Source organism: Mesorhizobium sp. CO1-1-7 (assembly GCF_020164885.1).
GTDB classification, from domain to species: domain Bacteria; phylum Pseudomonadota; class Alphaproteobacteria; order Rhizobiales; family Rhizobiaceae; genus Mesorhizobium; species Mesorhizobium australicum.
This window is the reverse complement of sequence record NZ_JAIUHA010000012.1, coordinates 67,656-90,871: the sequence shown is the minus strand read 5'-3', so window position 1 is coordinate 90,871 and position 23,216 is coordinate 67,656. Positions and strand designations below refer to the sequence as shown.

At 64.4% G+C, this 23,216-nt stretch carries 26 protein-coding genes and 1 tRNA gene; 13 read left to right on the top strand and 14 right to left on the bottom strand.

Features of this window, described 5'->3' with window-relative positions:
• Window positions 1-26: 26 nt before the first annotated feature.
• From LB516_RS24850 to ureC, 3 genes are all read right to left on the bottom strand, one after another.
• Complete coding sequence (locus LB516_RS24850) at window positions 27-620, bottom strand: hypothetical protein (protein WP_140660192.1); 594 nt, start codon at window positions 618-620, stop codon at window positions 27-29.
• Between the two features lie 55 nt (window positions 621-675).
• Window positions 676-1,164, bottom strand: a complete 489-nt coding sequence (locus tag LB516_RS24845; protein ID WP_140660193.1) for a DUF29 domain-containing protein — start codon at window positions 1,162-1,164, stop codon at window positions 676-678.
• 159 nt (window positions 1,165-1,323) lie between these two features.
• Window positions 1,324-3,036 (bottom strand): urease subunit alpha, encoded by a 1,713-nt coding sequence (gene ureC / locus LB516_RS24840; RefSeq protein WP_041163593.1) that lies wholly within the window; start codon window positions 3,034-3,036, stop codon window positions 1,324-1,326.
• Window positions 3,037-3,203: 167 nt separating this feature from the next.
• On the opposite strand from ureC, the gene LB516_RS24835 reads away from it, so the two are divergent.
• Together LB516_RS24835 and LB516_RS24830 are read left to right on the top strand one after the other, a co-directional pair.
• Window positions 3,204-3,581 (top strand): hypothetical protein, encoded by a 378-nt coding sequence (locus LB516_RS24835; protein WP_140615327.1) that lies wholly within the window; start codon window positions 3,204-3,206, stop codon window positions 3,579-3,581.
• Window positions 3,582-3,695: 114 nt separating this feature from the next.
• On the top strand, window positions 3,696-4,202 hold the full coding sequence (locus LB516_RS24830; protein WP_140660195.1) for a hypothetical protein: 507 nt from the start codon (window positions 3,696-3,698) through the stop codon (window positions 4,200-4,202).
• A gap of 53 nt (window positions 4,203-4,255) precedes the next feature.
• Here LB516_RS24830 and LB516_RS24825 read toward each other — a convergent pair whose 3' ends face one another.
• The 5 genes from LB516_RS24825 to LB516_RS24805 are packed head-to-tail and all read right to left on the bottom strand — an operon-like array spanning window position 4,256 to window position 6,619.
• Window positions 4,256-4,561, bottom strand: a complete 306-nt coding sequence (locus LB516_RS24825) for an urease subunit beta (protein ID WP_015314507.1) — start codon at window positions 4,559-4,561, stop codon at window positions 4,256-4,258.
• Between the two features lie 6 nt (window positions 4,562-4,567).
• Window positions 4,568-5,155 carry a HupE/UreJ family protein gene (locus LB516_RS24820; protein ID WP_224720526.1) on the bottom strand — a complete coding sequence of 196 codons (588 nt, stop codon included), beginning with the start codon at window positions 5,153-5,155 and terminating at the stop codon, window positions 4,568-4,570.
• A 25-nt stretch (window positions 5,156-5,180) separates the two neighbouring features.
• On the bottom strand, window positions 5,181-5,435 hold the full coding sequence (locus LB516_RS24815) for a DUF1272 domain-containing protein (protein WP_224525190.1): 255 nt from the start codon (window positions 5,433-5,435) through the stop codon (window positions 5,181-5,183).
• Window positions 5,436-5,445: 10 nt separating this feature from the next.
• Window positions 5,446-5,748, bottom strand: a complete 303-nt coding sequence (locus tag LB516_RS24810) for an urease subunit gamma (protein ID WP_015314510.1) — start codon at window positions 5,746-5,748, stop codon at window positions 5,446-5,448.
• 28 nt (window positions 5,749-5,776) lie between these two features.
• Window positions 5,777-6,619 (bottom strand): urease accessory protein UreD, encoded by an 843-nt coding sequence (locus LB516_RS24805; protein ID WP_140711795.1) that lies wholly within the window; start codon window positions 6,617-6,619, stop codon window positions 5,777-5,779.
• A 202-nt stretch (window positions 6,620-6,821) separates the two neighbouring features.
• Between LB516_RS24805 and LB516_RS24800 the strand changes: the two genes are divergently transcribed.
• From LB516_RS24800 to LB516_RS24790, 3 genes are all read left to right on the top strand, one after another.
• Window positions 6,822-7,076 carry an acyl carrier protein gene (locus LB516_RS24800; protein ID WP_140711797.1) on the top strand — a complete coding sequence of 85 codons (255 nt, stop codon included), beginning with the start codon at window positions 6,822-6,824 and terminating at the stop codon, window positions 7,074-7,076.
• 4 nt (window positions 7,077-7,080) lie between these two features.
• Complete coding sequence (locus LB516_RS24795) at window positions 7,081-8,289, top strand: beta-ketoacyl-[acyl-carrier-protein] synthase family protein (RefSeq protein ID WP_015314513.1); 1,209 nt, start codon at window positions 7,081-7,083, stop codon at window positions 8,287-8,289.
• 200 nt (window positions 8,290-8,489) lie between these two features.
• A complete protein-coding gene (locus LB516_RS24790; protein ID WP_140615337.1) occupies window positions 8,490-9,194 on the top strand; it encodes a glutathione S-transferase family protein in 705 nt (234 codons plus the stop codon).
• A 26-nt stretch (window positions 9,195-9,220) separates the two neighbouring features.
• Here the strand turns inward: LB516_RS24790 and LB516_RS24785 are convergent, their stop codons facing one another.
• From LB516_RS24785 to LB516_RS24770, 4 genes are all read right to left on the bottom strand, one after another.
• Entirely contained in the window at window positions 9,221-9,574 is a 354-nt protein-coding gene (locus LB516_RS24785; protein WP_224525186.1) for a hypothetical protein, read from the bottom strand.
• Window positions 9,575-9,659: 85 nt separating this feature from the next.
• A complete protein-coding gene (locus tag LB516_RS24780) occupies window positions 9,660-10,280 on the bottom strand; it encodes a nucleoside triphosphate hydrolase (RefSeq protein ID WP_015314516.1) in 621 nt (206 codons plus the stop codon).
• A 138-nt stretch (window positions 10,281-10,418) separates the two neighbouring features.
• Window positions 10,419-11,516 (bottom strand): hypothetical protein, encoded by a 1,098-nt coding sequence (locus LB516_RS24775; RefSeq protein WP_224720525.1) that lies wholly within the window; start codon window positions 11,514-11,516, stop codon window positions 10,419-10,421.
• Between the two features lie 116 nt (window positions 11,517-11,632).
• Window positions 11,633-13,444 carry a methyl-accepting chemotaxis protein gene (locus LB516_RS24770; protein ID WP_224720524.1) on the bottom strand — a complete coding sequence of 604 codons (1,812 nt, stop codon included), beginning with the start codon at window positions 13,442-13,444 and terminating at the stop codon, window positions 11,633-11,635.
• Window positions 13,445-13,701: 257 nt separating this feature from the next.
• Between LB516_RS24770 and LB516_RS24765 the strand changes: the two genes are divergently transcribed.
• The 6 genes from LB516_RS24765 (at window position 13,702) to LB516_RS24740 (ending at window position 17,892) form a co-directional block, all read left to right on the top strand.
• The gene (locus LB516_RS24765) at window positions 13,702-14,595 is read left to right on the top strand and encodes a D-alanyl-D-alanine carboxypeptidase family protein (RefSeq protein ID WP_041163258.1); all 894 of its coding nucleotides are present in this window, start codon (window positions 13,702-13,704) and stop codon (window positions 14,593-14,595) included.
• Window positions 14,596-14,849: 254 nt separating this feature from the next.
• Window positions 14,850-15,773: a DUF1003 domain-containing protein gene (locus LB516_RS24760; RefSeq protein ID WP_224720523.1), complete on the top strand. Its 924-nt coding sequence runs from the start codon at window positions 14,850-14,852 to the stop codon at window positions 15,771-15,773.
• A 229-nt stretch (window positions 15,774-16,002) separates the two neighbouring features.
• Window positions 16,003-16,079 (top strand) — tRNA-Arg (locus tag LB516_RS24755).
• Between the two features lie 91 nt (window positions 16,080-16,170).
• The gene (locus tag LB516_RS24750; RefSeq protein ID WP_224720522.1) at window positions 16,171-16,932 is read left to right on the top strand and encodes an SDR family oxidoreductase; all 762 of its coding nucleotides are present in this window, start codon (window positions 16,171-16,173) and stop codon (window positions 16,930-16,932) included.
• Window positions 16,933-17,092: 160 nt separating this feature from the next.
• Entirely contained in the window at window positions 17,093-17,404 is a 312-nt protein-coding gene (locus LB516_RS24745; protein WP_015314540.1) for an ArsR/SmtB family transcription factor, read from the top strand.
• Window positions 17,405-17,406: 2 nt separating this feature from the next.
• Window positions 17,407-17,892 carry an SRPBCC family protein gene (locus tag LB516_RS24740; RefSeq protein WP_015314541.1) on the top strand — a complete coding sequence of 162 codons (486 nt, stop codon included), beginning with the start codon at window positions 17,407-17,409 and terminating at the stop codon, window positions 17,890-17,892.
• Window positions 17,893-17,925: 33 nt separating this feature from the next.
• On the opposite strand, the gene LB516_RS24735 is transcribed toward LB516_RS24740, so the two are convergent.
• Together LB516_RS24735 and LB516_RS24730 are read right to left on the bottom strand one after the other, a co-directional pair.
• A complete protein-coding gene (locus LB516_RS24735; RefSeq protein ID WP_015314542.1) occupies window positions 17,926-18,726 on the bottom strand; it encodes a class I SAM-dependent methyltransferase in 801 nt (266 codons plus the stop codon).
• 112 nt (window positions 18,727-18,838) lie between these two features.
• Window positions 18,839-19,963 carry a LacI family DNA-binding transcriptional regulator gene (locus LB516_RS24730; protein ID WP_181172844.1) on the bottom strand — a complete coding sequence of 375 codons (1,125 nt, stop codon included), beginning with the start codon at window positions 19,961-19,963 and terminating at the stop codon, window positions 18,839-18,841.
• Between the two features lie 615 nt (window positions 19,964-20,578).
• Between LB516_RS24730 and LB516_RS24725 the strand changes: the two genes are divergently transcribed.
• Complete coding sequence (locus LB516_RS24725; protein ID WP_015314544.1) at window positions 20,579-21,541, top strand: sugar-binding protein; 963 nt, start codon at window positions 20,579-20,581, stop codon at window positions 21,539-21,541.
• Window positions 21,542-21,661: 120 nt separating this feature from the next.
• Complete coding sequence (locus tag LB516_RS24720; RefSeq protein ID WP_015314545.1) at window positions 21,662-23,206, top strand: sugar ABC transporter ATP-binding protein; 1,545 nt, start codon at window positions 21,662-21,664, stop codon at window positions 23,204-23,206.
• The last annotated feature ends 10 nt before the right edge of the window (window positions 23,207-23,216 follow it).

Genomic DNA, 23,216 nt, shown 5'->3' with positions numbered 1-23,216 from the left:
CGAGCAGCCTAGTGCATCCGCGGCCGTCATACGATCGTGTCGAAGAGCCGCAGGATGAACGATATCTGGTAGATCAGCGCCGCCGCGACGAAGGCGATGTGGAACCGGCGGTCGCGCACCAGGATCGCGACGACGCACAGCACGACGAAGACCGGCGTGCGGAACAGATACTCGCTGCCGAAGCGGGCGAAATGCTCAGGCCCCTTCAGCAAAGTGTCGACCACGTCGAGCAGGTAGGTCGCCGCCAGCAGGCCGAAGAACCAGGCGCGGCGCGAATAGAAGAAATCCTCGTAGCTGGTGTAGTCCAGCATCGAATCCGGAAACAGCAGCGCGCAGAGCAGGAACAGGGTGATCGCGTAGAAAATGATGAACAGGTACTTGCCGAAGGTCCATGTTTCGATGGTGTAGAGGCCGAACTCCCACCACCAGAAATGCACCAGCATCAACAGCACCGAGGCGACCCAGGCCAGATGCACCGTGTAGAGCCGGTATTGGCCGGGATGCTGGACAATGCGCGCCACCCCCGACAGCAGGCGCGCGACGCCAAGCCCGATCACCATGCCCATGACGATGCGAATATGCGGGAAAATGTCGTGGGCGGAGGCTATTTGCTGGTCCATAGATAGCTAATAATGCTCTCGATGCTATGAAAAAGCTCTAGCGGACCACGTGGTGCTATTCGCGAATAAGCTGATCCGATGACCAGGGCGTGCCGGGAAAATAGTCATGGTCGAGAATTTCCCTGATCGAATACGGACAGTCCGCGGGGAAATTGCCCTCCCTCAGGCCGGTCTCGTCCGCCGCCTTCAATCTCGCTATTTTGAATTCTCGTCCGAGCCGCCGTCCCGGATAGGCTTTCAAGCTAGGGCTTTCATCGAGCAGATCTTCGATCTGAAATCGCTGCTCGCGGATGGTCAGCAACCATCCAGCTTTGCGCCTTTCGGCCTGAAATTCCCATTTGAGCAAATGCAGGAGCAAGGTGCCAAGTCTACTCGCAATTTCTCTTTTGTCGCTCCGCCCCAAGCTCTCGATCTCCTCCGCCAGGTTATCGCGATCGAGGTCTGAGAGGCGACCTTCGCGCAACAGCGCGCCTTGCTCGGCGCACCACTGAGCATAATCGGCCTCATAGGGCGTCAATTGCTGTTTTCGAAAAATCTTGTTCATTTAAGTGATATTGCTCTCAAAGCACGTAATTTCCAAGCCAGACGGAAAAGGTAGACCCTTATCCGAACCCTTCGGCGCAACATTCCGCTGCCGCAGTTGACGAAGCGCATGCGCTTTCATGGCAGTTCATTGCCCATTCATGAATTTCAGCGGAACGTCTCAAAACAGAAAGTACCTTTGCGCCATCGGCAGCACGGTCGCTGGCTCGCAGGTCAAGAGTTCGCCATCGGCGCGAACTTCGTAGGTTTCCGGATCGACCTCGATATGCGGCGTGGCGTCGTTGAGCACCATCGAGTGCTTGCCGATGCCGCCGCGCGTGTTTTCGACGGCGACGAACTGCTTGTCGACGCCGAGCCGGCCGTGCAAACCGGACTCGAGCGCGGCCTTCGAAACGAAGGTCACCGACGAATTGGTCCGGGCTTTGCCATAGGCGCCGAACATCGGCCGGTAGTGCATCGGCTGCGGCGTCGGGATCGAGGCGTTGGGGTCGCCCATCGGGGCGGCCGCGATCATGCCGCCGATCAGCACCATGTCCGGCTTGACGCCGAAGAAGGCCGGGTTCCACAGCACCAGATCGGCGCGTTTGCCGACCGCGATCGAGCCGATGTCCTTCGACAGGCCGTGCGCGATGGCCGGATTGATGGTGTATTTGGCGATGTAGCGGCGGACGCGGAAATTGTCGTTGTCGCCCGTCTCCTGAGGCAATGACCCGCGCTGACGCTTCATCTTGTCGGCCGTCTGCCAGGTGCGGATCGCCACCTCGCCGACCCGGCCCATGGCCTGGCTGTCCGACGAGATGATCGAGAAGGCGCCGATGTCGTGCAGGATGTCCTCGGCCGCGATGGTCTCCTTGCGGATGCGGCTTTCGGCAAAGGCGATGTCCTCGGGGATCGACGGCGACAGGTGGTGGCAGACCATCAGCATGTCGAGATGCTCGGCGAGCGTGTTGACTGTGTAAGGCCGCGTCGGGTTTGTCGAGGACGGGATGACGTTGGGCAGGCCGCAGACCTTGATGATATCGGGCGCATGGCCGCCACCGGCGCCCTCGGTGTGGAAGGCATGGATGGTGCGGCCCTTGATCGCCGCCACCGTGTTCTCGACAAAGCCGCTCTCGTTGAGCGTGTCGGTGTGGATCATCACCTGGACATCGTAATCGTCGGCCACCGACAGGCAGCAGTCGATCGCCGCCGGCGTCGTGCCCCAGTCCTCGTGCAGCTTGAGCGAGCAGGCGCCGCCCAGCACCATCTCCTCGAGCGCGGCCGGCAGCGAGGCATTGCCCTTGCCCGACAGGCCGATATTCATCGGGAAGGCGTCGAAGGACTGGATCATGCGTGCCATGTGCCACGGCCCCGGTGTGCAGGTCGTTGCCAGCGTGCCATGCGCCGGACCGGTCCCGCCGCCGAGCATGGTGGTGATGCCCGACATAAGCGCTTCCTCGATCTGCTGCGGGCAGATGAAGTGGATATGCGCGTCGAAGCCGCCCGGGGTCAGGATCTTGCCCTCGCCGGCGATGATTTCCGTGCCGGGGCCGATGATGATGGTGACGCCGTCCTGCGTGTCCGGATTGCCGGCCTTGCCGATGGCCGCGATGCGGCCATCCCTTAAACCTATATCGGCCTTGAAAATGCCGGCGCTGGCATCGATCACCAGCGCATTGGTGATGACGGTGTCGACCGCACCTTGGGCACGGGAAACCTGGCTCTGACCCATGCCGTCGCGAATGACCTTGCCGCCGCCGAATTTCACCTCCTCGCCATGGATGGTGAAATCCTTCTCGACCTCGATGAAGAGTTCGGTGTCGGCAAGCCGCACCTTGTCGCCGACCGTCGGGCCATACATCTGGGCGTAGGCGGCACGCGTTAGTCTGGCCATCAGCGGTTGCTCCCGAAATGCGGTGTTGGTAAAGCCGGGCTGCACATTGCCGCCCTCCAATGGTCACGCAATGACCCGCTGGGCGACACCTTCCGGACCCATTTGGCGGTTGAGGTGGAAGGGTCACCCCAAAACGACCGTTTGCCAAATCGATGGAAGGAAAATCCATGCGCAAAGCGATAATTCTTGCAGCCGCCGCCAGCCTGATGCTGGCGGGTGCCGCCAGCGCCCAGCAGCAGCCCGCGCAACAGCCCGCCCCGACTACGCCGGCTCCAGCCGCGCCCGGCGGTCAGCAGGCCGCGCCGGCGATCCAGAGCGTCAACGTGATCGACATCAGCGAGTTGCCGAAGGACACCCAGACGCAGGTCAACCAGGTCATTGCCCAGCGTGGCGATGCCGGCCTGCAGAAATTGCGCAGTTCGATCGATGCCACCCCCAAGGTGAAATCCGCCCTCCAGGCCAAGGGCATGACGTCGGCCCAGGTGGTCGCGGCCAGCATGGAGCCGAACGGCGCGCTGACCCTGATCACCAAGAAAGCCAGCTGACGAACCGGCGCGGCGGGCCGGTATCCGGTCCGCCCACCGAACCGGAGAGGGAACCGTGACAGGGCTGGGGACGTTTCGTTTCAAAGGCCTTGAAGCAAACTGCGAAAGCGAACGATGACCCTCACCACCCTGCCCGATCCCCGATGCCATGCGCGATGGTTGCATGTCATTGCCGCGGCTGCGTTTCTGGCGGCGAGTGTCCCGCGGGCGGCGCTCAACGCGCAGGGCCTGGAAAGTCCCGAGACCGTCGACCGCATCGTCGGATCGCAAGTTAACCAGGAAGAGGCCAAGACGACCGCTGAAATCGGAAAAGTCAGTTCGGCGATCGACCGCACGCGCGAAAACATCAGCACGGTGCGCAAGACGTCCAAGCTCGACAAGGTCGATATCGTGTTCCTCACCGACGCGGCGCGCAGCGAAGGCGGCCCGCCGCCAGCCATCGAGAACAAGGTTCGGCAGCATCAGGACGATGTCACTGAGCTGCGCAAGGAGATCGAGGCCAACGCCCTGCTTTTCAATGCCCTCGATTCGCGGCGCGTCCTTGCACAGGACGTTCTCGCCGTGGAGTTCGACGATCCGGGAAAGATCGTCATCTATGCGGCCGCCAAGCCCTCGGGCTGAGCCCCACGCAGCGCTTGCGCGCGCTGGCCTTGCCGGCCACGCATAAGAAGCCCTCACAGCTTGCCCATCACCTTCTGCTGGAAGCCATGGATTTCACGCTTGCCGCCAAGCGGCACCAGCGTGACGTCCCGTTCCTGCCCCGGCTCGAAGCGCGTTGCGGTGCCGGCGGCGATGTCGAGGCGCATGCCGCGCGCCCGTTCACGATCGAATTTCAGCGCCTCATTGGTTTCGTAGAAATGATAGTGGCTGCCGACCTGGACCGGTCGGTCCCCACTGTTGGCCACTTTCAGGATGACGGTCGGCAGACCCTTGTTGAGCTCGATGTCGCCTTGAACGGGGATGATTTCGCCTGGGATCATGGGTCCTCACACGACGCCGAAGGCGAGGCCGATGCCGATCGCCGCGCAGGCGGCGCCCATGACGCGGGCCACGCCGCGGGACCTCATGCCGAGGCCAAGCCCGACGGCGATGCCGATCGCATGGAGCAGCACGGTGGCGACGGCAAAACCGGCCATATATTCGAGGCCGCCGGCATTTTCCGGCACGTCCGTGCCATGGGCATGGCCGTGCAACAGCGCGAACAGGCCGATGATGGCGACACCGGCCGAAACAGGCAGATCGACCGCCAGCGCCACCAGCAGGCCGAGCGCCACGACGGAGGCCAGTATACCCGGCTCGACGAAGGGCAGCGGCACATGGGCCATGCCCAGGGCCGCGCCACCCAGCATGACGCCGACGAACGCCGCCGGCCAGACCCAGATCGCCTTGCCGCCCTTGAGGGCTGCCCACAGACCGACGGCGAGCATCACCGTCATGTGGTCGAGGCCCGACAGCGGATGCGTGAAGCCGGCCATGGCGGAGGAGGTCGTGCCGGTGCCGACATGGGCGTAGGCAGGCATGGCCGCCGCCACGAGCAGGATCGCCGAGAGGCACAGGCGTTTGACAGGGATCATTTTACTTGCCTTTCGTTTTGCGGTGTCACGCGGCCTTGCGGGGGCCACAGCCCTCGGCCTTGAGCACGCGTTTGGTCGAAGCCGGATGTTTCTTCTGCATCGCGGCGGGGCGGATCGGCCGGGCCGTAAAATTGCCGCCGCAATTTGGGCAGACGCCGCCAAGCACGCTTTCGACGCAGCCGGCGCAAAAGGTGCACTCGAAGGTGCAGATCCGCGCATCCGTCGCTTCCGGCGGCAGATCCTTGTCACAGCATTCACAGTTCGGGCGCAGTTCAAGCATGTCTGTCTCCTCACCGGATCGGTTCGTGCACGGTCACCAGCTTGGTGCCGTCGGGAAAGGTCGCTTCCACCTGTACGTCATGGATCATCTCGGCGATGCCTTCCATCACCTGAGCGCGGCTGACGACATGGGCGCCGGCCTCCATCAACTCGGCCACCGGGCGACCATCGCGGGCGCCCTCGACGACGAAATCGGTGATCAGCGCGATCGCTTCCGGATGATTGAGCTTGACGCCGCGCTCCAGCCGCTTACGCGCCACGATCGCCGCCATGGCGATCAGCAGCTTGTCCTTTTCCCTTGGCGTCAGGTTCATGCGTCTTCCTGAAGTGATGCGGACACAGTCACAGTGACCATAATTTGGGCAGCCCCGCTTTTCCGTTGAGCAATCCGACGAGCGGGACCAGCCGCTGGCGCAGCTGGTAGCCGTCCCCGGCGTAAAGCCTCGCAAGAAGCTTGCCAGATGTCTTCACGGTCCAGACGCTGGCGCCGCCCCGGTCGCCAATGATCTCCCTGGCCTGATCGAGCAGGGCTTCCGCGCGCGGCGACACCAGCAGCAGCGTAGCCACGGCGATCGCGCCATTTGCTATCGCCGGACGGGCCATGATGTCGGCGATATCAGGTCCGATGCGGAAATCCTCGGCGTGGATGAGGGTTCCTTCCCTGCGGATACGCCAGCGGTCGCGAAAAGTGCCCTGTGTGGCACGTTCGCCCATGGCCAGGCGGCCGAAGACGGCCGCTTCCAGCACCAGCGCCTCGGCCCCCGCGGCAAGCTCGACGTCCAACGTACGGACAAACGCGGCGCGATCGAAGACGATGGTTTCCTGCGGCAGCCAGGCGATGCTGCCGTTCTCTCCGACGGTCAGCCTGACCCGGACTTCGGCATGGTCCGATGCGGCGCGATAGACTTTTTCGCAGGCCTGGGTCGTTATCCCCGCGCTGGCATGCGGGCCGACATCGACATCCCAGCCGAGGCGGTCGCCGCCGGTCAGCCCGCCGGCGGTGTTGATCAGGACGGCCTCCAGCGGGCCGGCCGAAACATACGGCAGCCTTATCTTGGCGGAGCCGTCCTGATAGAGGCGCCGCAGCCGCGTGCGGCCGTCAATGCTGGCGCAACCTAGCCGCGCCTTGCCCGCCGCGCGCTGGGCCAGCTGACCTGAAAACTTGGTATTTTCGATCGTATCCACGCCGTCAGGTTAAGCACTGTGGCGCTTTTGTCGACATATAGCTTGTTGCTTGATGGCGTTTCCGTTTCTATAGAGGGAACCACCTTGGTACGATCAGGCGACGCTTGGCGGAGGGATAAGGCGAAGATCGCGGCCTGATATCGAGGACAAGAAGGCGCCGTTCAGTTGGCGTCGGGAAACGACACAGTGGGGAAGAAACCGAATGGCTGACCAGCTGGCAGCGGACATCATCGAGAAGATCAAGGCCCATGCCGAGCCGGGCGGCGAGGACATCACCACCACAACCGAATTGACGGCGCTCGGCATCCATTCGCTGGAGCTGACCGAGATCATCTTCGACCTCGAGGAGCAATATGGCATCGAGATCGAGATGAACACGGTCGACGCCTGGAGCAACCTGAAGAACGTCGGCGACATGGTCGAGGCCGTTCGCGCGCTGATCGCGAAAAAAGCCTGACCGAATGCTGAAGCGCGTCGTCATTACCGGCATCGGTGGACTGTGCGGATTGGGCACCGATGCGCAGGCAATCTGGGCCGAGATGCGGGCCGGCCGGTCGGCGATTGGCCCGATCGACAACCCCTTCCTGCACGACCTGAAGGTCAAGACCGGCTGCGAGATCAAAGCCCTGCCGGATCACGGCATCGAGCGCAAGCAACTGGTGTCGATGGATCGCTTCAGCCTGCTGGCGGTGCTCGCGGCGAAAGAAGCCATGCGGCAGTCCGGATTGGTCCCGCATGCGGACAACACCTATCGGATGGGAACCATTGTCGGTGTTGGCGTCTGCGGCTTCGAGACCGTCGAGGAGAATTATCGCGCCATCCTGCTCGAGGGCAAGAATCGCGCCGGTATCTTCACCGTTCCAAGAGTGATGCCGGGCGCCGCCGCCGGTCAGGTCAGCATGCATCTGGGTTTGCGCGGACCGGTGTTCGGCGTCACTTCGGCCTGTTCGTCGGCCAATCATGCCATCGCATCGGCGGTCGACCAGATCAGGCTCGGGCGCGCCGACGTGATGGTGGCCGGGGGCACCGATGCGCCGCTGGTGTGGGGCGTGCTGAAGGGCTGGGAGGCGCTGCGTGTGCTTTCGCCCGACACATGCAGGCCGTTCTCGGCCGACCGCCAGGGGCTGGTGCTGGGCGAAGGCGCCGGCATGGCGGTTCTGGAAAGCTACGACCATGCGATGGCACGCGGCGCCACCATTTTGGCTGAAATCGCCGGCGCCGGCCTTTCGGCCGATGCCTCCGATATCGTCGCGCCGACCGTCGAGGGGCCGGAAGCGGCGATGCGCTTCTGCCTGGCGGATGCCGGGCTCAATCCCGAAGACATCGACTACCTTAACGCGCACGGCACCGGCACCAAGGCCAACGACCAGATCGAAACCCTCGCGATCAAGCGCGTCTTCGGCGACCATGCGCGCGCGCTATCCGTCTCCTCGACCAAGTCGATGCACGCGCATTGCCTCGGCGCCTCGGGCGGGCTGGAGATGATCGCCTGCGTCATGGCGATCCGCGAAGGCGTTGTGCCGCCAACGGCGAATTACCGCGAGGCCGATCCCGACTGCGATCTCGACGTGACGCCGAATGTCGCGCGCGAGCGCAAGGTGCGCGCCGCCATCAGCAATGGCTTTGCCTTTGGCGGCACCAATGCCGTGCTGGCCTTCAAGGCAATCTGACCCCGGGCGGTTACCACCGGCCGGGCGGTCACCACCTGGCCGCGCGGTCACCACCGTTCGCGCGGTCCGAATTGGGTGACTGTCCGTGCGTGGTGAAAGCGGCGCCGCCATATTGATCCGGCCTCGCCGCAGCCCTAATTCTTGGCCGATCCGCCAATATCGCACCGCTTGGTGCGCATCCCCCCGCTCAGGAGTTCCCGATGGCCGACCTGTCCGCCTTTCCGATCGCAAGCCGCTGGCCGGCCAAGCATCCGGACCAGATCCAGCTCTATTCGGCAACGACGCCGAACGGCGTGAAGATCTCGATCGCGCTGGAGGAAATCGGCCTGCCCTATGAGCCGCACCTGATCAACATCGGCAAGAACGAGAGCTGGACCCCGGAATTCCTGTCGCTCAATCCCAACGGCAAGATCCCGGCGATCATCGATCCCGACGGACCGGACGGTGCGCCGATCGGCCTGTTCGAATCCGGTGCGATCCTCCTCTACCTGGCGGAAAAGACCGGCCTGCTCATGCCTGTCGACGCGGCGCGGCGCTACGAGACGATCCAGTGGGTCTTCTTCCAGATGGCGGCGATTGGGCCGATGTTCGGCCAGGTCGGGTTCTTCCACAAATTCGCCGGCCGCGAGATCGCCGACAAGCGGCCGCTGGAGCGCTACCGCGACGAATCGCGCCGCCTGCTCGGCGTTCTCGACGTCAGGCTGAAGGGCCGCAAGTGGATCATGGACAATGACTACACCATCGCCGACATCTCGCTGCTCGGCTGGGTGCGCAACCTGATCGGCTTCTACGAAGCCCGCGATCTGGTCGGCTTCGACGATTTCGCCAATCTGGCAGCCTGGCTGGAGCGCGGCCTGGCGCGGCCGGCGGTGCAGAAAGGCCTGACCATTCCGGCGCGAGGCTGAACCCGTCAGCCCACGGGAAGAGCGGCCTACTTTGCTTTCGCCTTGGGTCCGCCCCTGCCGACCACGGAGGCGGCAAGGGATGCCACGCCACGCGCCGTGGCCACGACCGCGCCAGCGGCGACATTGGCCGCGGTGCGAACCTTCGAGCCGCCGCCTGCTTTCGAGCCGCCGGCTGGGGCCGGCTTCTTCGCCTGGGCGGGCTTGGCGGCCGCTTTCGGCACGGTCGCTTTCGACCCTGGCACGACTTTTTTCGGCGCCGCCTTGCCGAAGGCCTTCGCATCCTTGGAGCGCTGGGCGATCGCCGGGCCAGCCCCGGCCGTCGACTGCGCCCTCGGTTGTGCCGACTTGCCCCTGGCGGGCTTTTTTGCGTTTGTTGCCATCGGACGGAATCCCTCTTCTGGCATGATTGCCTGATTGGGATAACGCGTTGTAAGTCTTAAGGTTCCCGCCGAAAAATACTGAAAATTAACCGGGTTGACCAAAGACCAGGTCGGCCGCCCGGCGCCGCGCAAGCACGCGTTCGATGTTGGGCATGTCGTTGGAGGCGATCCAGGCGCGCGCATCCGCCTCGGAACGTCCATGCTCGTGCCAACGTTCCATCAGGCGGCGTTCGAGCTCGTTGCGCGGCACGTCGACGAAGATCGAGAAATCGAACAGCGGCGCCAGGCGCAACCACGGCTCCTCGTCGAGCAGCAGGTAATTGCCTTCCACCAGGATGAACTTGGTCTCGGCGCCGACAATCGCCGCGGCGGCGCGCGACAATTCCATGCCGCGGTCGAACACCGGAATGGCAATCTCGGCCTCGCCGGCGCGGATGCGCTTCAAAAGCGTCTCGAAGCCGCCAAAGTCGAACGTGTCGGGCGCGCCCTTTCGCGCCCGCAGACCGCGCCGCTCGAGCACGATGTCGTCATAGTGGAAGCCGTCCATGGGCACGACCTCCACCGCGCCTTCCGGCAAAAGGTCATGCAGGCTTGCCGACAGTGTCGACTTGCCGGCGCCCGGCGGCCCGGCAATGGCGACGATGAAGCGATTTGCCTTGCCGGCACGCTTGAAGATGGTGGCGGCGAGGTGGGCGATTTCGGACATTTTTCGGCTCCTTCCGCAGATTTTGGACGCATCTTGTCGGCGGTCGCTTGAAATTTCAAACCGCGATTTGCACGATTTAGAGCGACCGGTTGTGGAGTCAGCAGTGGCGACTGCGATTAGTCCGTTACGGCTTTGTCTTCAGCGCGCCGCTGGCTGGCCGATACGCAGAAATTCGCTATCGAACGGGACCTCCGATGCCGCGGCGCCAGCCAACCGCAGGTGGCCACCCGCCGTGGTGATCGCGCGCGGAGGCTCGCCACCCGACAGGGGCAACGCACCGATGACATGGCGGAACGAGACGCCGCGATCCTGGCCGAGCGCGAACGCGGTCGCCACGCCCTCGCGCTTCAGCCAGTTGTCGCCCAGCGAGGCGGCGTGGCCGACCGCGGTGCGCCCATCCTCGATGCCGAGCACGCCGAGATGGCGGCCGCTCCACGGCGCGTAATCGCGCCCGCCATTGCTGAACCAGAGCATGGTAACAGGCAGTTCGGCCGGGTTCTTCAGCACCAGCACCAAATCGTCCTCGGCCTGGCGCGCCAGCGCGGTCCAGCCCGGCCCGCCATGGTCGGCCTCGACCAGGGTGAGGAAATCCTCGCGCCGGTCATCCATGCGGTAATCCGCCAGATCGAGCGTGCCGCCGCCGGCAGCAGGGAAATGCCCGAGGTCCGACGACCGACCGGGGTAGGCCAGCATGAAGCGGCCGCGCACGGGGTCCGGCTCCAGCGGGTCGGCTGGCGTGGCGGCAAACCGCTTCGGCGAGAAAGCCAGCCTGCCGCCGCCTTTCATTGCCGTCATCGGGTGATGGGCGACCGAGATCGCGCCGGACCCGCCGGAAAACACATGTTCCTGGTAGAGGAAAGGATGGCCGTCGCGCAGCGTGAAAATCTTGTCGACGCTGGCGCCCATCACCTTATGGCGCAGCCGGAAGACCGCGCGCCAGCCGCCATCCGTGGCGCCGCTGTCGACCACATCCCAGGCGCTGTTGGCCGGCCAGCCATGCAGCGGCGCCTCCTCGACATCGCTGCGCGAAAACGGCGCGCACAGAAAGTCGCCGGAGAGCCTGACGGTGCCTCGCGGCAGGTCTGGAGGCAGCGTCTCGCCCGCGTCGACCCAGGGTGCACGGTGCAGCGGCTTCAACCGGCGCGCGCCGCTCTCGATGACCATGTCGGCGATGTGGCCAACCGTGAGGTCGAGCGAAACCGAAATGCCCTTGGCGTTGATCGTGACTGTATCCATGGATCTCTCACCCGAATCCGACGGATGCCAAGAAGAACCCGTTCGGCGCACCGCGCAAGCGCGCGGGCGCGTATTTTGCATCGGTTTTGCGCTCGCTTCGTCGGAAAATGCCAGCCCTATTGCCGCTTGTAGCCCCGCACCGGCGATTTCGTCCCATCGGTATAGGTCACCTGCACCGACATCGAGGTCACGCTTTCGGCGACCTTGAAATAGGGCTGGAAATCATCGGGGATGGCGTAGGGGTCCCTGGCATTGCAGGGCGGCATGGGAAGGGTCTTGTCGAGCGCGGCACCATTCAGGCTGTAATGCACTTCCTTGATGGCGCAGCGGTAGGACAGCATCTGCGTGAAATAGACCAGTCCATGATTGCCGCTGGCGTCAAAGGCGATCCATGAGGTCCAGAACTGGTCGAGGATCTGCTTGTTGCCCTGTTGCAGGGCGGCATCCGGGTCGAAGCCTATGTCGAACGGGCCAGTCTCGCGCCCCCTGATGTCGAGATATTTGATCGCGATCGTGGTCTGCGCCGTGCTGTCGGGCAATTCGAAGCTCGGATTGGGCACCGGCTTGCCGGTTCGCTGGTCGTTGAGCGCCAGCAAGCCGGTGTCGGTGAAGGGGCCGGTGCCGCCAAGACGCCAGGATATCGCGGTCGCCGGCTCGGGCAGCGAAATGGTCATCGACCAGCCCTGGTTGGAACGCATCGGCGTCAGCGACGGCGCGAAGCGGGCGGGGTCGAGCACGTCGCCAAGGGCCGCCAGCCGGCTGCGGCCGCGGTCCAGCCAGTCGGCAAGCTGGGTCTGGTCGACGAAATATCCCAGCAGCCCGCCATCCTTCTCGTAAGAGACGAACTTGGTCAGCGCCTGGGCTTCGCTGCGCTTATCGGCCAGCGTCTGGCTGCCGAGCCGATCCTCCGAGAACTCCTGCGCCAACAGGAAATAGGCCGGCGCATAGTCCGGATTGGCCGCGATGAAGGCGTTGAGCTTGTCGAGCCGCTGGGTATCGTCGAACTGCAGCAGGTGGACGAGCTTGATCGATGGCGCCTTGGCTTTCTCCGCGAGCTGGCCGAACACCTCGCGGGCGCCGGCCTTGCCATCCTGGACCCGCAGAAGTGTGGCAAAGCGCGTATAGGGGTCGATGGCGTCGACATCGAAGCCGGCAAAGGCGAGGTAGGAGCGCCGCGCGTTGAGCATGTCGCCCGAGAGCTCGTAGACGCGGGCATTGTGGTAGAACTCGTCCGGCCGCTTCGGCTCGGCGATGGCGCCGCCTTGCGCGGCCAAGGTGGCAAACCCCTTGGCTATCGTGTCGATCGAGGCGGCGATCTGCTCAGTCGTCGCCTGAAGCTTTTCGGCCTGGGCCACTTGCTGCTGCTGGCCGCCCACGAGTGTCTCGGTGGTTTGCTTGACCGCTTCGACGGTCCTTTGCGTCGCGGCGCCTTGGGCCGCTTGCTGCTGCTGGGCGGAGGCGATCTGATCGGTTTTCTGGGCAACCGTGTCGGTCGATTTCTTGACCTCTTCGACGGTCTTCTGGGTTTGCGTGACCGTCTGCTCGATCCTGGCCACCTTTTCGGCGACGATGCCCATCGACTGCTGCAGTTGCGCGATCGCCGGCACCAGGCTGGCGATGATGCCGCTCTGCGAATTGGTCTCTTTCTGCACGGCGTAGACGCCGCCGGCAACCGCCGCCGCACTGGTGGCGAACACCAGCGCCGGCAGCGCCTTGGCCGCCAGCACGAGCCTGAGCACGATGGCAATGGCGATGATGACGGCCGCGATCGAGGCAGCCAGCGCGATATAGGCGGCGAACGGCGCCAGCGGGTTGAGGATGTCGGAAACGGCGCCGCCGATGAAGGCGATGCTGCCGGCCCATTTGCCGGTGCGGCTGAGCGACGCCCTGATCAATGACGGCGCGGCGCCAGCCCCAATGTCAGCCATTTGCGAGCCCCCCTGCCGCCAGATGCCACGCTCCTTCCCACGGGAAACGCTGCTTTGGCAAGGAAAGACAGGAAACGGGCGATTTCGGGGCGGTGGCAAGGCCTGGTTCCTCTTCCCCGCTTTGGCGGGTGGGGAAACAGGTCGCGCCGGCACTCGACATTCCCGGGGCTAACCGGCATTAACCAAATGGACGCACCCGCCGCGTTACGTTAGCTTCGCCTTATCTCAGCAACAGCATCGCCAGAACAGTCCAGCCCTTGTCCTTGCCGCGTCTCTTTCCGCTCTTCCAGAAAATCCTGGCTGTCCTGGCCCTGGCGGCCCTGACGGCCGGCTGCTCGACCACGGCCCCGCCCGACAGCGTTCTGGCCGTGCCGGCGCCGCCGCAGAAATACGCGGCCATCGTGGTCGACGGAAAGAGCGGCAAGCAGCTGTTCGAGGTCAATTCGACGGCGCAGCGTTATCCGGCCTCGCTGACCAAGATGATGACGCTCTATCTGCTGTTCGAGGCGATGGAGACCGGCCGCGTCACCAAGGAAACGCAGATCCCGGTTTCCGACCACGCCGCCTCGCAGCCGCCAACCAAGATGCGTTTCCGGCGCGGGGAGACGATCGATGTCGATTCCGCCATCCGCGCCATCGTCGTCAAATCGGCCAATGACGTGGCGGTGGCGGTGGGCGAATATCTCGGCGGCTCTGAAGACCAGTTCGCCGCCATGATGACATCCAAGGCGCGCCAGCTCGGCATGAGCAGCACCACCTTCCGCAACGCATCGGGCCTGCCCGACGACGGCCAGATGACGACCGCCCACGACATGGCGGTGCTCGGCATGTCGCTGCAGCGGCGCTTCCCGCAGCACTTCCATTATTTCTCCGAAAGCGACTTCATGTTTCGCGGCCGGCTGGTGCGCGGCCATAATGACATGCTCGGCCGCGTGCGCGGCGTGAACGGCATCAAGACAGGCTATATCAGGGCTTCCGGCTTCAACATCGTCACCTCCTACGATGCCGACGGCCGCCAGCTGATCGTGGTGGTGATGGGCGCCGACAGTGCCCGCCAGCGCAACGACCATGTCGAAGCGCTGATCCAGCGCAGCCTGTCGCCCACCATGGCCGACACCAAGACCAGGCTGATGTTCGCCGAACAGCAGTGAAGTGAGGCGTGATCCGCGCAGCGGACAAAAAGCCACTTGCCTGGCTTTTTGAACGATGAACGGTGAAGACACGGTCCGGCCTTGGGCGGACGCCGACCCAAGTCGTGCCTTGGTCACTGTAAAAACCTCACAGCCGGCTACCATCTTGCGACTGTCACGCAATCGTGCGGAAGACGTGGCATAGGCTGCGAAATCCGACAGTGGATAAGCGCCGTCGCCTCAGCGTATCCTAACTTACAGCGCAGGAGCCCATCATGAGCACCGTTCCCAAGGCATCCGAGCAGACGTCGGCCGACAATGAGAACGACAGCGGCGGCGAGTATTTCGAGGCGCCGACCACGCAAGAGGATTTGCACGAGGTTTCCGACGAGCATTTCGACACGCCCGAAGTGCCGGACTCCGAACCGTCAGGCCCCGGCGCATCACGGCTGAAGCCGAAGAAAAAGCCATCGGCGATCTCGGGCCGCAAATTCCGCAAGCGCGACCTTGTGCGCATCGACACGCTGCGCCCGAGCCTCGCCGACCGCATTCATTCGGACCACCCCGACCTGCCCAAGGGCGCGCGCATCAGCCGCGAGGAGCTCGGCCGCTACCGCATGCGCTACATGGAGGAGCTCTTACAGCAGGAGCACGGCGAATTCTCCGAGCTCGACCGCCAGGTGGTGGAATCGATCGCCCGGCAGGACACGATCTCGGAGAACAGTGAAGAAGAATTCGAGGAGCACCGCTCCTTCGCCGACCGCGTTTCCGACAACATGGCCGCATTCGGCGGCAGCTGGTGGTTCCTGATCTCGTTCGCCAGTGTGCTCCTGGTGTGGATCGGCATCAACCTGATCGCGGGCATGGCGGGCGCCTTCGACCCCTACCCCTTCATCCTGCTCAACCTGCTGCTCTCCTGCATCGCCGCCGTCCAGGCGCCGATCATCATGATGAGCCAGAGACGGACGGAGGCCAAGGATCGGCTGCGCTCCTTCAACGACTACCGCGTCAACCTCAAGGCCGAACTGGAAGTCCGCCACCTGCACGAAAAGCTCGACTACCTCATCTCGCGGCAATGGACACGGCTGGCCGAGATGCAGCAGATGCAGCTCGACGCCATGCATGAGCTGGCGAGCGCCAAGAAGGCAAAGCGGGCGGTGCGCGGGCGGCGGCCGGTGAAGAGCCCGGTAGAGCAGTGAAGGGGTGAGGAGTGGTCCGTGTAGCGGACGAAAAGCCAACTGCTTGGCCTTTCGAGCTTCGAACGCCCTGAGCCTGCGAAGGGCAGGATGCCGTACGCGAGGCCCAGACGCATCAAGCCAAGTTCGCAACGCCGCCAATTGCCCGTTGAAGCCCGCGCCCGCTTCCGCTAAGAAGCCGTGACTTGCCGGTTCGCCGGCTGGTTCGTTTTCCGGGCTCTTCGCCCTGAAAGCACCCGTAGCTCAGCTGGATAGAGCGCTGCCCTCCGAAGGCAGAGGTCACAGGTTCGAATCCTGTCGGGTGCGCCATGCTTCCAAGGTCCGTTCCGGACACATAGGTTACGGTTTATACCGGAGACATGGGTAACACTTCTGACCCGAACGGGTTTTGGAGTCTGACTTGGCCAAGACAACCACCACCAGGCGTGTCCTGATCACCGGCGCAGGCGCTGCCGACGGCATCGGCTTTGCCATTGCGCGGCAGTTTGGCCGGGCCGGGCATGCGGTTTTCCTGACCGGCGCCAGCGCGCGGGTGCTGGAGCGCGCTGGCGAGCTTCGCGGCGATGGCGTCGATGCCACGGCTGCAGTCGCCGATCTTACCATCGCGACGGAGGTGGAGCGGCTGCGGGCCGAGGTCGGCGCTGTCGATATCCTGGTCAACAATGCCGGCATGGGATCGCTGGCGTCGCCGTCCGTGGACAAGACGTTCCTGGCGATGAGCGAGGCCGAGTGGGACCGGGGCATCGAGACCAGCCTGAAGACCGCGTTTCTCGTCACCAGGGCGTTTCTGCCGGCGATGGTCGAAACGGGGTATGGGCGCATCGTCAACGTCGCGTCGGTGACCGGGCCGCTGGTCTCCTACCAGGGCACCGCCGCCTATTCCGCGGCGAAGGCCGGCATGGTCGGCCTGACCCGGACATTGGCGCTGGAAGCGGCGCGCCACGGGGTCACCGCCAATGCCGTCGCGCCCGGCTGGATCGAAACCGGCGCGTCGAGCGAGGCGGAGCGGATGGCGGCCCTGCATGCGCCGCCGGGCCGCGCCGGCCGGCCCGACGAGGTCGCGGCGGCGGTCGTGTTCCTGGCTTCCGAGAGCGCCAGCTATATCAACGGCGCCTTGCTGGTGGTCGATGGCGGCAACAGCCTTGAAGAACGCAAGGGATAGACGGCGCGGCCAGTCTCATGCCTTGGCGGATTTCCACCTTGGCGCAACTCCTTCCACCGTAATGAAGTGTAACCTCTATCTCGTTAGAAATTTCCCCGCCGCCACCTGGCCGCTGGCACCGTCACTTGACTCAACCATCAGCCTGCACTAATCATAAGTCATGACTGTTGATAGCGCACAGCTTGCCGCCCTGGGCGATCCGACCCGAAGGCAGATTTTCGAGCTGATCGCGGAGCGTCCGCGCTCGGTGGCGGAGGTCACGCGGCAGGTCAGCGTGTCGCAGTCCGCGGTGTCGCAGCATCTCAAGGTGCTTCGCGACTCGCGGCTGGTGCGCGCGGAGCCGAAGGGCGCCAGCAACGTCTACCACATCGATCCGCACGGGCTGGGCCAGATGCGCGCCTGGCTCGACCGGTTCTGGAGCAAGACGCTCGCGGCCTACAAGCTGGCCGTCGAGACCCCACCAGAGGAGTGACCATGAACACCCAGATCCCCATCGCCTCCGTGAAACAATCCGTCGTCGTCGAGGCGCCGATCGAGCGCGCCTTCAAGGTCTTCACCGAGGATTTCGGCAGTTTCAAACCGCCCGAGCATAACCTGCTTGCAGCCCAGATCGCCGAGACGGTGTTCGAGCCTCGCGTCGGCGGCCACGTCTATGACCGCGGCGTCGACGGCAGCGAGTGCCGCTGGGCGCGCGTGCTGGCCTATGAGCCCCCCAACCGCGTGCTCCTGAGCTGGGACATCAGCCCGCAATGGCGCATCGAGACCGATCCGGCCAAGACCAGCGAGTGGGAAGTGCGGTTCACCGCCGAAACGGCTGGGCGTACCCGCGTCGAGATCGAGCACCGCAACCTGGAGCGCCATGGCCAGGGCTGGGAAGGTGTGCGCGACAGCGTCGCCGGCGATCAGGGCTGGCCGCTTTACCTGCAGCGCTATGCCGATCTGGTTGCTCGGCAGGCCTGATCGCGGTTCAAAGGCGCTTCGCCGCCTGGGTGGTCAGGGCGCCACGCCCCTGCACGCCCAGGCGACATTGGCGAACGACCTCGGGCCGTCCGGTCGCCCGGCCTGATAGGCATCGCGGACGGCAGCCTCGGTGCGCTCGCGCTCGGCTGCCTCCAGCGTGGTCACGTATTTGCCGAGCGAGCCCTCGCCGGCTGAAATCGGCGTCCAGTAATCGGCGAAGTCCTGGTAATCCATGCGGATCATCAGCTCGGTTTCGGTCACGTCGGCCAGCCCCTGCTCGATGAAGGTCCGCTTCATTTCGCCGGGCTGCATCATCGGCTGGAAGCAATAGCGGCCGCGCAGCTGGCGCCCGCTCTCGCTGAGCGCGGCGACCGTGTCGATCATCATGCGCATGCCCGCCATGCCGCCGAGATGGTCCCACACCACGGCCGCGACCACGCCGCCCGGCCGCGTCACCCGGCGCATTTCGGCAACCGCCTTGCCGGCTTCCGGCACGAAGTGAAGCACCAGCAGCGCCAGCGCGCGGTCGAACGCATGGTCGGCGAACGGCAAGGCGGTGGCGTCGGCCTGCGATATCTCGATGCGCGGATCGGTGTTGCGTCGCTTTGCGGCCTCGACGAAAACAGGCGAAAAGTCGATGGCCGCGATCGCCGCGAGGTCGGCGGATTTCGCCAGTTCGAACGTCAGGCTGCCGGTGCCGCAGCCGACGTCGAGGATCTTTTCGCCAGGGGCGAACCCGGCGAAACCGATGAAGCTGGGCGCGAGCTTTCGGCTCCAGCGGCCCATGAGTTGCTCATAGCCGGACGCGTCATGAACGGTGAAACTCGACGTCATATGCGCCTCCCTTGGCTGCGGGCGCAGGCTAGACCTCTATCAGGATGAAGCCAAGGCAGGGGAGCGCACGGCGGACGCCTGCCTCCGAGTGCGGGAGGAAAAGTCCGGCTCTTTATGCGACACCCTTGAATGCCGCCACGCTCTCGCGCTCCACCAGCGGGCATTCCAGCTTGGTGATTGGATATCGCCCCCGCCCCACTATCGCAGGCGCTTCCAGCTGCTCGATCGCCCATTGGCCCATGGCCATGTGCGGAAGGATCGACGTCGTCAGCGGCGGGAACAAATGCCGGGCGATTTCCTCGTCGTCATAGCCAACGACCGAGATGTCGGCGGGAATGTGCAGGCCGGCTTCCTTCAGGGCTTCGTAGCAGCCGATCGCGGTGCGGTCGTTCTGGCAGAAGATGGCGGTCGGGCGGTCCTTCAGGGCCAAGAGCTTCACTGTCGCGGCGTAGCCGGCGCTGGCCGACCAGTCGCCCTCGACCACCAGTTCGGGGTCGAAGGGGATGTCGGCGGTGGCGAGCGCGCGGCGGTAGCCTTTCAGCCGGTCCTGTGCTGCCTGCATCCAGGGTTCGCCCGTGATGGTGGCGATGCGGCGGTGGCCGTGGCTGATCAGGTGTCGCGTCGAGCTCTGGCCGCCGGCGATTTCGGAGGGCACCACGGCGGGGAATGCATAGTCCGCCGTGTAGCAGTTGAGCAGGATGACCGGGATGTCGAGGCCGTAGAGGAAATCGGGCGCCGTGATTTCGCGGGTGAAGATGGTCATGTAGATCAATGCCGAAATGCCGCGCCTGGTCAGCGCCGAGATGGCGCGCGGCTCCATCACGGCGTCGCCCATGGTCTGCGCCACCAGAAGCACGTTGCCGGCATTCCACGAGGCCTGGCGCGCGCCTTCGATGGCGACCACCGCTTCCGGGCTGGTGGCGAGCTGGTCGACGGCGAAGCCGATCACGCCGTCGAGTCCGTCGAAGGCGGGGCCATCAAAAGCCCCCTCGAAAGCCGCAACGGGCTTCAGCGCGGAGAAGGCGGGGGCGCTGTAGCCAAGCGCGCGCGCCGCCTCGATCACCCGCTCCCGAGTCTGCCGGGACAGGCGAATGCCAGGTGAATTGTTGAGCACGAAGGAAACCGTCGCCTGCGAGCAGCCGGCGGCGCGTGCGATGTCGGTCATGGTGACGCGGCCCTTGGGCTTTGCCGCCGCCTTGCGGCGCTTCCTGATGGCCTGGTCCGTCGTCTCGCTCATGCCGCCCCCAAATTCCCAGCCTGTCTAGCTGTAGCCCGCCGGGCCGACAAGATGAGGCGACGCTTCCGATTCACATGCGCATCGACCGAACTAATAACTATTACCATCCTTAGGCCCACTCCCGCCATACAGGCTCGAGCCCTCGCAAAACCAGAGGTCGCAAAGCCCCCGCTGCGTGGGATCAGCCATCCCCGCGTCGGCAAACCGATTCGGCCGTGACACCAGAGCGCCACCGGAACGGTCGTTTGCTAATAGTGTTTACTAATACAATGATGCGCTATACCGTCAATCCATCGCCTCCGGCCCCCATTGGTCCGGCTGCGATGGAAGTGTCTGTGAATGGCCCGATGGGGGGCGGATATGACTTCCGCAAACCATGTCTCAGATATGTGATATGTCAGACAAATCGGACTATTTACGAACGAGGAATGAGTCTCTAAAGTCCGTGGCCGTGGCTGGTAACGACGCCATTCTTTCACTGCCGGGAACCCCTTGAGGAGGAGGGCGTCCACGCCGCAGACGGCAATTCAGGTGAGCAAGACAAATTTAGTGTGCAAGACAATCCAGTGAGCAAGTCCGGTCAGCCCTACGACTGACCAAAACGGGAGGTTGAACATGAAATCCTTGATACGCAATGCATCCGTGGCCGCCGCGGCCCTAGCTGTCGGCCTGACGGCGACGGCAATCGCGCGCGCCGACGACAAGCCGACGCTGGCCTTCGTCGTCAACGGCGCTTCCGACTTCTGGAAAGCGGCCGAAGCCGGCGTCAAGAAGGCGCAGGGCGAACTGCCCGACTACACGCTCGAACTCAAATATCCCGAACAATCCTCGGTCGCCATCCAGCAGCGGCTGATGGACGACCTGGTGACCGCCGGCGTCAAGGGCATCATGGTCTCGGCCGTCGATCCCAAGACCTCGACGGATGGCCTGAACAAGATCGCTTCGCAAACGGCGCTGTTCACCACCGATAGCGACGCCCCGCAGACCAAGCGTGTCGCCTATATCGGCTCGTCCAATGTCGACGCCGGCAAGCAGGCGGCCGAAATCGCCAAGAAGGCGATGCCGGACGGCGGCAAGTGCCTGGGCTTCGTCGGCCTGCTCGGCGCCGACAATGCCAAGGAGCGCATCCAGGGCATGAAGGACGGCCTCGCCGGCACCAAGATCGAACTCGTCGACGTACGCGGCGACGACATTGACCAGGCTCGTGCCAAGAAGAATGTCGAGGACGCGCTGGTCGCCAGCCCCGACGTCACCTGCATGGTCGGCTTCTACTCCTACAACACGCCACGCATCTATGAAGCGCTGCGCGATGCCGGCAAGCTTGGCTCGATCACCGTCGTCGGCTTCGACGACGATCCGATCACGCTGGGCGGCGTCAAGGAAGGCACCATTGCCGCCACCGTCGTGCAGCAGCCCTTCGAATGGGCCTATCAGGGCATGAAGCTGATGGCCGCCTATCTCAAGGGTGACAAGTCGGGCATCCCGGCCGGCAATTTGATCATCATCCCGACCAAGATCATCGGCAAGGATGACGTCGACGCTTACGCCGCCAATCTCAAGGCGATGGCTGGAAACTAAGACCAGAAGCAGTTCAGCCGGCTCAACTTCGCTTGAGCCGGCTGTTCGCATTGACGAACCCTGCCGGGGTCGTCAGTCTGCAGAATGGGCATTTCGGCCCACCGGCTGCTGTCAGGCATGATGAATTATTCCGACACATCCATCGCGGCGACCACCCCGTTTCTCAGCCTCGAGAACGTGCGCAAGACCTATCCGGGCGTCGTGGCGCTCGACGGGTTTTCCATGGAGGTCAGGCCGGGCGAGGTCATCGGCCTGGTCGGCGAGAATGGCGCCGGCAAATCGACGCTGATGAAGATCCTCGGCGGCGTTACCACGCCCGATAGCGGCGCCATCACGGTCGACGGCGCCGCCCACAAAGGCCTGAGCGTGGAGGGGAGCCTGGGTTCGGGCATCGCCTTCGTCCACCAGGAACTCAACCTCTTCGAAAACCTCGACGTCGCCGCCAACATCTTCTTCGGCCGCGAGCCGCTGCGCGCCGGACCGCTGAGACTGGTCGACCGCGCGAAACTGCGCGACATGGTGGCGCCGCTGCTGAAGCGCGTCGGCGCCAACTTCTCCGCCGACACGCAGGTCGCGGATCTGTCGCTGGCGCAGCAGCAGATGGTCGAGATCGCCAAGGCGCTGTCGATCAAGGCGAGGCTGGTGATCCTCGACGAGCCGACATCGAGCCTGCCGCTGGCCGAGACCGACAAGCTGCTCGACGTCATCAAGGCACTGAAGGCCGACGGCATCAGCGTCATCTTCATCTCGCACCGCCTGCATGAGATCGAGCGCGTCGCCGACCGCGTTGTGGTGCTGCGCGACGGCATGCTGGCCGGGACGCTCGGCAAGCGCGACATCAATCACGACCAGATGGTCAAGCTGATGATCGGCCGCATGCTGAAGGAGCGCGAGAAGGCCTCCGAGGCGGCGCGTGCCCCCGGCGCCGTGGCGCTTGCGGCCAAGGCCGTCCGCACCCCCACCTACCCCAGCCGGCCGGTCGATCTCGACGTCAGGCGCGGCGAAATCCTCGGCCTTGCCGGCCTTGTCGGCTCCGGCCGAACCGAACTGGCGCGGGTGTTCTTCGGCATCGAAGCCAGCCTTGGCGGCACGCTGGAGCTCAACGGCAAGCCGTTAACGCTGGCCAGCGCGGCGGACGCAGTCGCGCAAGGCATCTTCCTTGTGCCGGAAGACCGCAAGCTGACCGGCATCCTGCTCGACCTGTCGATCGCGCAGAATATTTCACTCCCCAATCTGCCGGCGCATGCCAGGCGCTCGCTGGTCTCCGCAAGCGCCGAGACCGCCACCGCCGAGAAGCAGAAGAAAAACCTCGGCATCAAGGCGCCCTCGGTGCAGACGCGCACCGGCACGCTGTCGGGCGGCAACCAGCAGAAGGTCGTGCTCGGCAAATGGCTGGCCATGAACCCGAAGGTGATGATCCTCGACGAGCCGACGCGCGGCATCGATATCGGCGCCAAGGCCGAGATCTACGGGCTGATGCGGGCATTGGCCGACGCCGGCGTCGCCGTGCTGATGATCTCTTCCGACATGGAAGAGGTGATCGGCGTCTCCGATCGCATCGCCGTCATGCATGAGGGCCAGATCTCGGGCATTCTCGACAAGGATCAGTTCAGCCAGGAAAACGTGCTTTTGCTCGCGGTGGGCAAACCGGCGAACAGGCCGTAAGCGGAGACGA

Bases quoted from the DNA above. Each gene is read 5' to 3' on its own strand.
- LB516_RS24850 (WP_140660192.1), bottom strand. From the start codon at position 620: ATGGACCAGCAAATAGCCTCCGCCCACGACATTTTCCCGCATATTCGC.
- LB516_RS24845 (WP_140660193.1), bottom strand. From the start codon at position 1,164: ATGAACAAGATTTTTCGAAAACAGCAATTGACGCCCTATGAGGCCGAT.
- ureC (WP_041163593.1), bottom strand. From the start codon at position 3,036: ATGGCCAGACTAACGCGTGCCGCCTACGCCCAGATGTATGGCCCGACG.
- LB516_RS24835 (WP_140615327.1), top strand. From the start codon at position 3,204: ATGCGCAAAGCGATAATTCTTGCAGCCGCCGCCAGCCTGATGCTGGCG.
- LB516_RS24830 (WP_140660195.1), top strand. From the start codon at position 3,696: ATGACCCTCACCACCCTGCCCGATCCCCGATGCCATGCGCGATGGTTG.
- LB516_RS24825 (WP_015314507.1), bottom strand. From the start codon at position 4,561: ATGATCCCAGGCGAAATCATCCCCGTTCAAGGCGACATCGAGCTCAAC.
- LB516_RS24820 (WP_224720526.1), bottom strand. From the start codon at position 5,155: ATGATCCCTGTCAAACGCCTGTGCCTCTCGGCGATCCTGCTCGTGGCG.
- LB516_RS24815 (WP_224525190.1), bottom strand. From the start codon at position 5,435: ATGCTTGAACTGCGCCCGAACTGTGAATGCTGTGACAAGGATCTGCCG.
- LB516_RS24810 (WP_015314510.1), bottom strand. From the start codon at position 5,748: ATGAACCTGACGCCAAGGGAAAAGGACAAGCTGCTGATCGCCATGGCG.
- LB516_RS24800 (WP_140711797.1), top strand. From the start codon at position 6,822: ATGGCTGACCAGCTGGCAGCGGACATCATCGAGAAGATCAAGGCCCAT.
- LB516_RS24795 (WP_015314513.1), top strand. From the start codon at position 7,081: ATGCTGAAGCGCGTCGTCATTACCGGCATCGGTGGACTGTGCGGATTG.
- LB516_RS24790 (WP_140615337.1), top strand. From the start codon at position 8,490: ATGGCCGACCTGTCCGCCTTTCCGATCGCAAGCCGCTGGCCGGCCAAG.
- LB516_RS24785 (WP_224525186.1), bottom strand. From the start codon at position 9,574: ATGGCAACAAACGCAAAAAAGCCCGCCAGGGGCAAGTCGGCACAACCG.
- LB516_RS24780 (WP_015314516.1), bottom strand. From the start codon at position 10,280: ATGTCCGAAATCGCCCACCTCGCCGCCACCATCTTCAAGCGTGCCGGC.
- LB516_RS24775 (WP_224720525.1), bottom strand. From the start codon at position 11,516: ATGGATACAGTCACGATCAACGCCAAGGGCATTTCGGTTTCGCTCGAC.
- LB516_RS24770 (WP_224720524.1), bottom strand. From the start codon at position 13,444: ATGGCTGACATTGGGGCTGGCGCCGCGCCGTCATTGATCAGGGCGTCG.
- LB516_RS24760 (WP_224720523.1), top strand. From the start codon at position 14,850: ATGAGCACCGTTCCCAAGGCATCCGAGCAGACGTCGGCCGACAATGAG.
- LB516_RS24745 (WP_015314540.1), top strand. From the start codon at position 17,093: ATGACTGTTGATAGCGCACAGCTTGCCGCCCTGGGCGATCCGACCCGA.
- LB516_RS24740 (WP_015314541.1), top strand. From the start codon at position 17,407: ATGAACACCCAGATCCCCATCGCCTCCGTGAAACAATCCGTCGTCGTC.
- LB516_RS24735 (WP_015314542.1), bottom strand. From the start codon at position 18,726: ATGACGTCGAGTTTCACCGTTCATGACGCGTCCGGCTATGAGCAACTC.
- LB516_RS24730 (WP_181172844.1), bottom strand. From the start codon at position 19,963: ATGAGCGAGACGACGGACCAGGCCATCAGGAAGCGCCGCAAGGCGGCG.
- LB516_RS24725 (WP_015314544.1), top strand. From the start codon at position 20,579: ATGAAATCCTTGATACGCAATGCATCCGTGGCCGCCGCGGCCCTAGCT.
- LB516_RS24720 (WP_015314545.1), top strand. From the start codon at position 21,662: ATGAATTATTCCGACACATCCATCGCGGCGACCACCCCGTTTCTCAGC.